7 protein-coding genes and 1 pseudogene are annotated in these 9,776 nt (G+C 72.0%); 1 reads left to right on the top strand and 7 read right to left on the bottom strand.

Annotation, left to right across the window (positions count from 1 at the left end):
- Positions 1-203: 203 nt before the first annotated feature.
- The 4 genes and pseudogenes from ACIRYZ_RS45795 to ACIRYZ_RS45810 form a co-directional block, all read right to left on the bottom strand.
- Positions 204-686 carry a GNAT family N-acetyltransferase gene (locus ACIRYZ_RS45795; protein WP_402955476.1) on the bottom strand — a complete coding sequence of 161 codons (483 nt, stop codon included), beginning with the start codon at positions 684-686 and terminating at the stop codon, positions 204-206.
- Positions 680-1,165 (bottom strand): rhodanese-like domain-containing protein, encoded by a 486-nt coding sequence (locus ACIRYZ_RS45800; protein ID WP_402955479.1) that lies wholly within the window; start codon positions 1,163-1,165, stop codon positions 680-682. The genes ACIRYZ_RS45795 and ACIRYZ_RS45800 overlap by 7 nt, the downstream gene beginning before the upstream one ends.
- 368 nt (positions 1,166-1,533) lie before the next feature.
- A pseudogene (locus tag ACIRYZ_RS45805) lies at positions 1,534-2,146 on the bottom strand (alkene reductase); the annotation flags it as partial.
- Positions 2,147-2,881: 735 nt separating this feature from the next.
- Positions 2,882-3,997 (bottom strand): PP2C family protein-serine/threonine phosphatase, encoded by a 1,116-nt coding sequence (locus ACIRYZ_RS45810; protein WP_402955482.1) that lies wholly within the window; start codon positions 3,995-3,997, stop codon positions 2,882-2,884.
- Positions 3,998-4,428: 431 nt separating this feature from the next.
- On the opposite strand from ACIRYZ_RS45810, the gene ACIRYZ_RS45815 reads away from it, so the two are divergent.
- Entirely contained in the window at positions 4,429-4,989 is a 561-nt protein-coding gene (locus tag ACIRYZ_RS45815) for a hypothetical protein (RefSeq protein ID WP_402955485.1), read from the top strand.
- Between the two features lie 176 nt (positions 4,990-5,165).
- Here the strand turns inward: ACIRYZ_RS45815 and ACIRYZ_RS45820 are convergent, their stop codons facing one another.
- The 3 genes from ACIRYZ_RS45820 to ACIRYZ_RS45830 all read right to left on the bottom strand — a co-directional run bounded on the left by ACIRYZ_RS45820 (position 5,166) and on the right by ACIRYZ_RS45830 (position 9,476).
- Positions 5,166-5,927 (bottom strand): SDR family oxidoreductase, encoded by a 762-nt coding sequence (locus ACIRYZ_RS45820; protein ID WP_402955487.1) that lies wholly within the window; start codon positions 5,925-5,927, stop codon positions 5,166-5,168.
- A gap of 194 nt (positions 5,928-6,121) precedes the next feature.
- Complete coding sequence (locus tag ACIRYZ_RS45825) at positions 6,122-6,478, bottom strand: helix-turn-helix domain-containing protein (RefSeq protein ID WP_402955490.1); 357 nt, start codon at positions 6,476-6,478, stop codon at positions 6,122-6,124.
- A gap of 208 nt (positions 6,479-6,686) precedes the next feature.
- The gene (locus ACIRYZ_RS45830) at positions 6,687-9,476 is read right to left on the bottom strand and encodes a SpoIIE family protein phosphatase (RefSeq protein ID WP_402955493.1); all 2,790 of its coding nucleotides are present in this window, start codon (positions 9,474-9,476) and stop codon (positions 6,687-6,689) included.
- Positions 9,477-9,776: the final 300 nt, after the last annotated feature.

The following is a 9,776-nucleotide window of genomic DNA, read 5'->3' on the forward strand; positions in this document are numbered from 1 at the left end:
AAAGAGGTGCAAAACGGACACTACTATCCGTCGTCGCACACCCCATCCCCCTGTGAGCGCACTCACCACCCAAACCCCGGCGACATCACCGACCGACCCCACCCCCACCACGCAGAGTCAACACCAGCCGCCCGCCACCGTGACCGCCACCACACCCCGTACGCACAGGAACGACACCCAAGGACGCTCCCCGGGCGCTCGGGTCAGGTTGTCTGCTGGGCGGGCAGCGAGAACCTGACCTTGGACCGGGCCTGGGCCCCCGCGCGGCGGTAGAAGCGGATGGCCTCGGCGTTCCAGTCGGGCGTCTGCCACTGTATTTGCGCGGCGCCGCAGCCTGCTGCCACGTCCTTCACGGCATTGAGCAGGGCGCGCCCCCAGCCCTCTCCCCGATGCGGTTCGGTGACGAACAGGCAGTCCAGGTGGACGTAGTCGGTCGCCTGCCAGGTGGAGAACTCCCGGGAGTAGGTGGCGTAACCGATCAGTTCACCCCCACGGTCGACCACGAGGCACCACGCTCTCGGATCTGCCGAGAACAGCACGGGCTCCAGGCGGGTGGCGAGATCAGCGGGCACCGGTTCGGCACGCTCGAAGGCAGCGTGGGCGGCGCACAGGTGGGCTATCGCCGGCAGGTCGGCCGCGGTGGCCGGACGGATCGCGCCGCCCGGCCGTGCGGTGTCCTTCAGCATGCGCAGGAGATACCCGAGCGCGGGGCGGTCAGGTCGTCGATGGGGCGCTGCTCGACGCCGGTGGCGGAGTCGTAGGCGAAGCCCTCGCGTACCCAGTACTCGAAGCCGCCGAGCATCTCCTTGACCTGGTAGCCGAGGCGGGCGAAGGCCAGCGCCGCGCGGGTCGCACCGTTGCAGCCGGGGCCCCAGCAGTAGGTGACCACGGTCTGGGCCGGGTCGATCAGCTGCGGCGCCAGGTCGGCAACCCGCGCGGTGGGGATGTGGAGGGCGCCGGGGATACGGCCCTGGTCCCAGGCGACATTGCTGCGGGTGTCGACCACCACGACGCCGGGTGCGCCGGACACCAGATCGGCGTGGACGTCGGAGACATCCGCCTCGAAGGCGAGGCGGGCGGCGTAGTGGGCGACGGCCTCGGCCGGGGCGGCGGCGGGCACGCTCAGGACGGCGCTGGCGATCTCGGCGGAAGCGGTGGCGGACATGGGGGTACCTCTTGTTCTTGCTGGTCGGGACGGGGTCCGGTGGGCCGTGCCGGGTTTCCCCGGCCGGCGACGGCTCCATCCTCTGATCCCTGGGCCCGCCCTACGAGCGGCGTAAACGCCTGAGGTCGCCAAGATCCCGCCAGCCGAGACGGCAGGCGGCGGCTCCCCATCGGCTCCGCCGAATCCGCCTGCCACCACCTCTGTCTCCCTGCCGCCGGTCGCGGGCGCCGGCTGCGGCCCCGGGGGCCGCCTCACCCACTGCAGCAACGTGGGGAGGCGGCACATGGGACTCCCCGGTGGGGATGGGTGGAGAGAGCGACCGCGCACGCCGTGACTCCACCGTGTGGCCGCGCCCGCCAGGTCGCCGCTCAGGAGGTGAGGGCGGGGTAGTCGGTGTAGCCGCGGTGGTCGCCGCCGTAGAAGGTGGACGCATCCGGGGTGTTGAACGGGCCGCCGGCGGCGAGTCGGGCCGGCAGGTCGGGGTTGGCCAGGAACAGGGCGCCGAAGGCGATCATGTCCGCACTGCCGTCCTCGATCAGGGCCAGCGCGTCGGGGCCGGTGGGGGCCGGGTGGGTGAAGGGATTGAGGACGAAGGTGCCGGGGAACCGCCTGCGCAGCTCCAGGGTCAGCCCGGTCCGGGCCCTCCAGCACGTGCAGGTAGGCCAGGCCGATCGGCTCCAGCGCGGTCACCAGGGCGCGGTACGTGTCGCGGTGGTCGTCCTCGGTGATGTCGTTGCAGGGGTTGGCCGGAGAGATCCGCAGGCCCACGCGCTCGGGGCCGACGGCGTCGGCGACCGCGCGGGCCACCTCCACCACGAAGCGGATCCGGCCCTCGGCCGTGCCGCCCCAGTCGTCGGTGCGCCGGTTGGCGTTGGTGGACAGGAACTGGTGCAGCAGGTAGCCGTTCGCGCCGTGGATCTCCACGCCGTCGAACCCGGCCTCGATCGCGTTGCGGGCCGCGGCGGCGGGCCGTGCAGCCACGCGATCTTCCGTCTGGCCCGCCTGCACCGCATGCTCGCCGGACAACTGCTGCGCCGCATCGGTCTGCACCCGGGCCAGGAGCTGGTTGACCGGCGCGTACCCCATGCGCCGACGGCAGACCATGGACGGCCACGACCGCGGCCGGTGCCACCGCGGAACAGACCCTCGACGAGGAGATCCGCCGACTTCGACTCCTCATCACCTACACTGTCGCCGTCACGCAACGTAAGAGATCATGTGGGAACCGTGAACGAAATTCCGCGAAGGCCGTGGCGTCATCTCCTGCTCCGCGGATCACTGATCGCCGCGCTCGTCGTGCAGTCGGCCGCGCTCATCTCCCAGCAAATGCAGATCGACGATCTGCAGGTGCATCACATCGGCGATCTGGCGGGGGGGAACGTCACGCCCGGCCCCTCCGGTCCGCCCGGCCCCCCTGGCCCGCCCGGCCCCCAAGGCAGGGAGGGGAAGGACGGCAAGGACGGAAGGGAGGGCAGGGAGGGCAGGGAGGGCAGGGAGGGGAAGGACGGTAAGGACGGCAAGGACGGACAGAACGCTGCCCCCAAGCCATCGCCGGCCCCGTCTCCCAGCCCCCACAAGGACTCCTGGAAGAAGGCCCTCCCCGGCGATTCCTCCAGCGTTGACAGTTCACGCTGACCGCGGGTTCCGCAGTCAGTGCCGGCTGCGCGTCAGGCCCCGACACAAGGCCGCTCCCTCCGGCGAGGAGGCCCGCCGGTATCACAGGCGCACGATGACCAGGGCGGTGTCGTCGGTGACGCCGCCGGGCGGGAGCAGGTCGGAGAGCACGGCGTCGGCGAGGGTTTCGGGGTCGGCTGCCCGGTGGCGGGTCAGGGAGTCGGCGAGCCGGGCAAGGCCGGTGTCGATGTCTTCGCGGCGGCGTTCGATGAGGCCGTCGGTGTACAGCGCGAGCACGGCGCCGTCGGTGAAGTGCGCTGTGGCCTGGGGCGGGCGGACTTGTTCGGGGCCGGCGCCGAGAGGGGGGTCGGTGGCCTGGTCCAGGAACTCGACGGTGCCGTCGGTCTGCAGGAGGGCCGGCGGGGGATGGCCCGCGCTGCTGTAGGTGATGGTGTGGGCGTCCCAGTCGATGAACGTGTTGGCCACGGTGGTGTTCTCGGCGCCGTCGACGGAGCGGGCGTACAGGCCGAGGACTTCCAGGGTCCGGGCGGGGCCGTCGGCAACACGGGAGACGGTGCTGAGCGCGCTGCGCAGTTGCCCCATGACCTGGGCCGCGGACAAGCCGTGCCCTACGACGTCGCCGACGGCGGCCGCGATGCGGTCGCCGGGCAGGTCGACCAGGTCGTACCAGTCACCGCACACGTTCAGCGTGTCGACGGCGGGCCGGTAGCGCACGGCTGCCGGGTGGCGTCCGACCGGGCGGGGAGCGGGCAGCATCGCCTCCTGCAGGCTCAGCGCGACTTCGCGGGCGCGGATGAGTTCGGTGACCTCCTCCAGCCGGTGGATCAGCAGTGCCACCCGTCCGTCCGAGTCGAGGACGGGAACATTGATCATGCTCCAGTAGCGTTCGCCTCGCACCCCGGGCCGGTCGGGGTCCTCGATGTCGTAGCGCTGCAGCTCGATGATGTCGGGCTCACCGCTTCCGAGCACCTGGTGCATTGACGCCTGGATGTTGCGCACCACGGCTACGCCGGGGTCGTTCTGGGTGTGGGCGAAATCGTCGGGCAAGTGGCGGCCGATGACCTGCCCGCGGGTGCGGCCCAACGTGCGCAGGAACTCTTCGTTGACGTCCGCGTAGACCAGTTGCGGGGTCAGCAGCGCCATCGCACCGGGAAGGGCCTGGAACACCGCTCTGTAGTCGATCTCAGGTTCCGCCATGTCCGTCTCGCCTCGACGCCGCCGCCGGTGTCCGCATTCCACGATAGACGCGGCCGGGCCGCAGAGGACGATCCCGCCCTCGGTGATGCGGTCCGCTCCGTGGAAGCGGCGCCGGATCCACTTCCAGGTCAGGCGGGGGTACTTGGGGCGAATCCGGTGCATCGGATGCGGGTCGCCCGGCGTGCCCTCAGCCGCCCTGCAACGCTCCCGGCGATGGATCGGCGCAGCAGAACCAGGGCCATTCCGGATTCGTTCGTGCCCATCCCGATTCGCGGCGACGACTTCACCCCATCGCTTGACGCTCGAATCCACGGCTCGTACGGTGGTGGTGTTGGTTGAAACTTAAACATCAATTTCGCCAGCAGAAGGTTCTCTCTCCTCCGACCCGCATCGAACGCACGCGAACCTCCAATAGCCCCGAAGGAAGAAACATGAACCGCACGACCATGCGACGGGCCGCCACCGCGACGACCTCCCTCCTCCTCCTCGCCGGTGCCGCCGCCCTCGGCGTCTCCGGCCAGGCCATGGCCGCCCCCGCCCCCGCCCCCGCGGCGGCCGCGGCCTCGCACCCGTCGTCAGCTGCCGCCACGGCCGACACCGGCCTGCGGATCGTCTCGCTGCCCGTCCACCGGATCGGCACCGACCACCGCCCGCACGAGTTCACCGTCCACTACGCCGGCGACACCCGCCTCGCCCAGGCCCAGCAGGTCCTCGTCCTCTCCCCCGAACACGGCCCCTACCTCCAGCGCGACGACATCCGTCTGGAGCGGTTCGACGACGCGACCCGGCGCTGGGAGCCCGTGACCCTGGACTCGCAGACCGGCACCCTCTACACCCGGATCCCGCTCACCGGCCGCGTTCTCACTGACGGCAGTGACACGGCCGTCCGCTACCGGATCACCCTCCGGCACGACCTGCCCACCGGGCACCTGACCGTACAGCCCCGCACCGTCCTCTACACCGCACCGCAGACCACCGGGAACCAGGCATAACCGCCGACGGCACTCCGCCCACCTCGCACGGCACGCACCGCTGCCACGGGTTGAGGGCGGAGTCCCCGGAAGTCCTGGGCCCCGAGCGCACCCCGGCCAGCCTGGACGCTGCCGCCGAGCGCAGGGCCTGACGCGGGAGCCGTCCGCTGACGCCCTCGTCCGCCACCGGAGTGGGGTCAGTGCTCCTGGGCCGTCGGGCGCACCATGATCTCGTTGATCGCGGCGTGCGGCGGCTGGGTGACCATGAAGACGATGGAGCGGGCGATGTCCTCCGCCCGCAGCCAGGACTCCTGTGCCATGCCGCGGGCCGCGGCGAATCCGGGACCGGTGGCCATGTGCGTCGAGGTCAGCCCCGGCTCGATCACGCCCACCCGGACACCGCGCCGGGTCACCTCCTGGCGCAGGACCTCGCTGAACGCGCACACCGCGTGCTTCGTCGCCGAGTACACGCCGTTGCCGCGGCGCACCACACGGCCCGCGGCCGAGCTGACGTTGACCAGGTCGGCGACCTGACGCGGGCCGCCCGCCGCAGCACGCAGCAGATGCGGCAACGCCGCCTGCGACAGGTGCAGGACAGCTTTCAGGTTGAGGTCGACCATCCGGTCGACCTCCTCGGCGCCGATCTCCTCGACGGCCCCCATCGCGACGTAACCGGCGTTGTTCACCAGTACGTCCAGCCGCCCCAAGCGCTCGGCGACCTCCTCGACGGTGTCCCGGGCCCGTACGGTGTCACGCAGATCGGCGCTGACGACGACGCACGAGCAGCCATGGCCCCGGATCGTGGCTGCCAGCTCCTCCAGCCTTTCGGTGCTGCGGGCCACCAGCGCCACCGCCGCCCCCTCCCTGGCCAGCGCCAGGGCAGTGGCGGCCCCGATACCGCTGGACGCGCCCGTCACCAGCGCGACACACCCCGACAGCGCCACGTCGCTTTCGGTCACGGAGTTCCCCGCCCTTCCGGCGTCCGCACCCGGGACACCCATGCCGCCAGCCTGCATCAGACGGCCGCGGACCGCCTCCCGCGCAGCCGCACAGGTCGACCGCGTCACCGATGATGACGGCCCGGCGGAATCGGGTGCGGCACGGGACGGCGCAGCAGGACGGCCCCACTTCCGGCCGATCCGCTCGACCGTGATCAGGTTCCCGGCCGGGAACCGGAACGACGGCGACCAGCGGGCCTTGGAACGCCACCGGACCCGGAATGTCCCGTCCCGTGCTCACGGCACGCCCGGTCCAGATCCCGGAGGGTCTGCTGCAACACGTGCGAGGGGGCGTCCTTCAACCACGGGAACTCCCGCTTGGCATCGGCCGGCTCGGCGGCCTGCGGCACGTAGTTCATCCACGCCCCGCGACGCCGGTACTCCCGACGCTGCTCAAGAGCGGTGTTCCACACCGAACGACAGATGCCACCGAACCTCTCACACAACTCGGCCTGCGCAGCGTCGAGTTCAAGCCGGTACCTGCGGCCGGACAGCACGGGAACACCCCCCATCGGTTGCCGCGATCAACATAGTCCACGTCACTGACAACACAGCGACCCGCGCCGCTGCGCGGCTCCCGGCCAAGGATGAGCCAACCCCCAGCCGAAGCAAGGGGGCCGCGCTCAAGAGTTCAGATCAAATTCCCGGCGCCGGCGCTCCGCCTCCGGCCTGGCGCTCGGCCTGGCGCCGGTCGTCGTGCGTCCTGTCCATCGGTCCGGGCTACAGCAGCATCGCCTCGAACTGGAACTCCGGTGCGGTCAGTGGCTGCTCCGACCAGATGACCTTGCCGCGGGCCGTGTACCTGGTCCCCCACCGTTCGGCCAGCTGAGCCACCAGGAACAGGCCCCGGCCGCCCTCGTCCGTCGTGGCGGCGTAGCGCAGGTGGGGGGCGGTGCTGCTGGCGTCGGAGACCTCGCAGACCAGGCTGGTGTCGCGCAGCATGCGCACGTGGATCGGCTGGGCGCCGTAGCGGAGGGCGTTGGTGATCAGCTCGCTGAGGATCAGCTCGGCGGTGAAGGTCAGTTCCTCCAGTCCCCAGGCGGTCAGCTGGTCGGCGCACTCGTTGCGGATGCGGGAGACGGCGGCGAAGTCGTCGGGCACGTCCCAGGTGGCCACCTGGTCGGACTCGAAGAGGCGTGTGCGGGCGACGAGGAGGGCGATGTCGTCGCCCGGATGCGACGGGACCAGCGTGTCGAACACCGACTGGCAGGTGTCCTCCGGGGATCTGTCGGCCGGGGCGCCGGCCAGGCAGGCACGCAGCGCGGCGAGCCCGCTCTCCAGGTCACGCTCGCGGGACCCGACCAGCCCGTCGGTGTAGAGGACCAGTGCGGTGCCGGGTTCCAGCTGGAGTTCGGTGGTTTCGAAGGGCAGGCCGCCCACGCCGAGCGGCGGGCCGGCGGGCAGGTCGATGTACTCGACGCTGCCGTCGGTGCGGACCAGGGCGGGCGGTGGGTGGCCCGCCCGCGCCATCGTGCAGTGCCCGGAGACCGGGTCGTAGATCGCATACAGGCAGGTGGCACCCGTGACCGCCAGCTCGCCCTCACCCTCGTCCTGGCCCTCGATCTCGCCTCCTCCCGCCCCCGCCTCGCCCTGGTCGAGGCGGGCGATCAGTTCGTCGAGGCGGGCGAGCAGTTCGTCCGGGGGCAGGTCGAGGGCGGCGAAGTTGAGGACGGCGGTGCGCAGTCGGCCCATGGTGGCGGCGGCGTGCAGGCCGTGGCCGACGACGTCGCCGACGACCAGGGCCACGCGGAAGCCGGGCAGCGGGACGACGTCGAACCAGTCCCCGCCGACACCCCGCTGCGCGGGCAGGTAGCGGTAGGCCACCGCCAGGGCGTTCTGCTCGGGCAGTCCCCGGGGCAGCAGGCTGCGCTGCAGCGCCTCGGCCATCCGGTGTTCGCGGGTGTAGCGACGGGCGTTGTCGACGCACGTCGCCGCGCGGGCGACCAGCTCCTCGGCGAAGGAGACGTCCTCCTCCCCGAACGGTGCGGACTGCCCCGCGCGCCAGAACGTGGCCGTGCCCAGGGTCAGGCCGCGCGCCTCCAGCGGCGCGGAGACCAGCGAGTGCACCCCGTACGCGAGGATCCGATCGGCGGTCTGCGGACCCCGCGCCCGCCAGGCGTGCGTCTGATGCAGGTCGGCGACGAGAACGGCGCGCCCGCTCCCCAGGGCGGTCTCGTCCGGTGTCCCGGGCAGTGGTTTGATCTGCGAGCCCACCGGGAAGAACGGCCAGTCGTCCCGGACACCGCCGACGGCCACGCGGCGGATCGGAGGGCCCCCGACAGTACCCGTGCCCGGGAGCGGATCGTCACCGCGCAACACCGGGTCGGCCAGCTCGACCGTGACGAAGTCCGCGAACCGGGGCACCGCCACATCCGCCAGCTCCTGGGCGGTCCGCTCCACATCCAGGGTGGTGCCGACCCGTACACCCGCGTCGTAGAGCAGCTTCAGCCGGGCCCGCGCCGCCTCGGCCTGCCCGGCCAGCGCCCGCAGCTCGGTGGTGTCCCGGATCGTCGCGACACTGCCGGCACCGCCGCCGAACGGCGCCGTGGGGCGGCTGCTGACGGCGAGCAGCCGCTCCTCGGCCGGGTACACCTCGTCGGTGGCGGCCCGCCCCGACACCAGCAGCTCGGCCAGCCCCGGATCGAGCCCCAGTTCGGTGACCGGCCGCCCCTCCAGCTCGGGCGGCAACTCCAGCAGCCGCCGGGCCTCGTCGTTCGCCAGCACCACCCGCCCGTCCCCGCCGACGATCAGCACACCCTCGCGCACCGCGTGCAGCACCGCGTCGTGGTGGTCGTACATCCGCGTCATCTCGGCCGGGCCCAGGCCGTGCGTCTGGCGGCGAAGCCGCCGCCGCACCAGCACCGCCCCGGCCGAGCCTGCGGCGAGCGCGGCCAGCGCACCACCGAGCAGGACCGGCAGCTGCCGGCTCACCGTGCCGGTCGTGTTCTCGACGGACAAGCCCACCGTCACCAGGCCGGCGACCGAACCGTCCGGCCTGGTCACCGGCGCGACGGTGACCACGTCGTGCCCCAGCGGTGTGCTCTCGGTCATGGTGACCGGCCCTTTCAGGGCCTCCTGGTAGGAACCGTAGACGTGCTGTCCGATCAGATCGGGATGGTCGGTGATGGCGTAGCGGATCCCGTCGGTCCCGAAGATCACGACGAAGTCGAAGCCGCCGCTCTTCTGCATGTCCACGGCCAGCGGCTGCAGCACCGCGGTCGGATCGGCGCTGTCCAGAGCAGCCGCCAGCCCGGGATAGCGCGACAACGTGACGGCTGCGGCGTGCGTGCGATGCTCGGCATCACTCGTCGCGTAGCTGTGGGCCTGCAGGACGAGCGCCGTCAGCGCAGCGCCGACCAGCAGCACCACCACGACCAGCAGCCACAGAGACACCTGCCCGGCGACACTGCGCGCCCGCAGCCGCGAGCGCAGCCGACCCCTGACGGACCGGTGCTCCCCCGGTCCGCCCGGTTCCGCGCCCCCATGGGCATGGCTGTCCACTCCGTGCATCCAGGCCGTCCCCGCACATCCGGGTCATGACCCCTCCACGCTGCCACCCGGCCCGGAGATGCGCACACCCGAAGCCGCTGGAGGGCCGGGCGGACCGCCAGGCAGGTCGGTGGCCTGGGGCAGGACGGCTGCGGGCGGGGTGTGCGTGGGGCCCAGGCCCGGGTCGGCGTTCGAGGTTGTCGGGGAACGGCACGAGGGCCTGTGTCCGCGCGTTTCGCGCGGGCACAGGCCCTCGTGGGTCACCCCGGTGATCCCTGTCCGGTCCCCGAGGCACGGGGGGAAGCCGAATCCTCGGCTTAG

Origin of the sequence: Kitasatospora sp. NPDC101155 (assembly GCF_044768305.1) — a bacterium.
GTDB lineage: Bacteria > Actinomycetota > Actinomycetes > Streptomycetales > Streptomycetaceae > Kitasatospora.

Bases quoted from the DNA above. Each gene is read 5' to 3' on its own strand.
- ACIRYZ_RS45800 (WP_402955479.1), bottom strand. From the start codon at position 1,165: ATGTCCGCCACCGCTTCCGCCGAGATCGCCAGCGCCGTCCTGAGCGTG.
- ACIRYZ_RS45815 (WP_402955485.1), top strand. From the start codon at position 4,429: ATGAACCGCACGACCATGCGACGGGCCGCCACCGCGACGACCTCCCTC.
- ACIRYZ_RS45795 (WP_402955476.1), bottom strand. From the start codon at position 686: ATGCTGAAGGACACCGCACGGCCGGGCGGCGCGATCCGTCCGGCCACC.
- ACIRYZ_RS45830 (WP_402955493.1), bottom strand. From the start codon at position 9,476: ATGCACGGAGTGGACAGCCATGCCCATGGGGGCGCGGAACCGGGCGGA.
- ACIRYZ_RS45810 (WP_402955482.1), bottom strand. From the start codon at position 3,997: ATGGCGGAACCTGAGATCGACTACAGAGCGGTGTTCCAGGCCCTTCCC.
- ACIRYZ_RS45825 (WP_402955490.1), bottom strand. From the start codon at position 6,478: ATGGGGGGTGTTCCCGTGCTGTCCGGCCGCAGGTACCGGCTTGAACTC.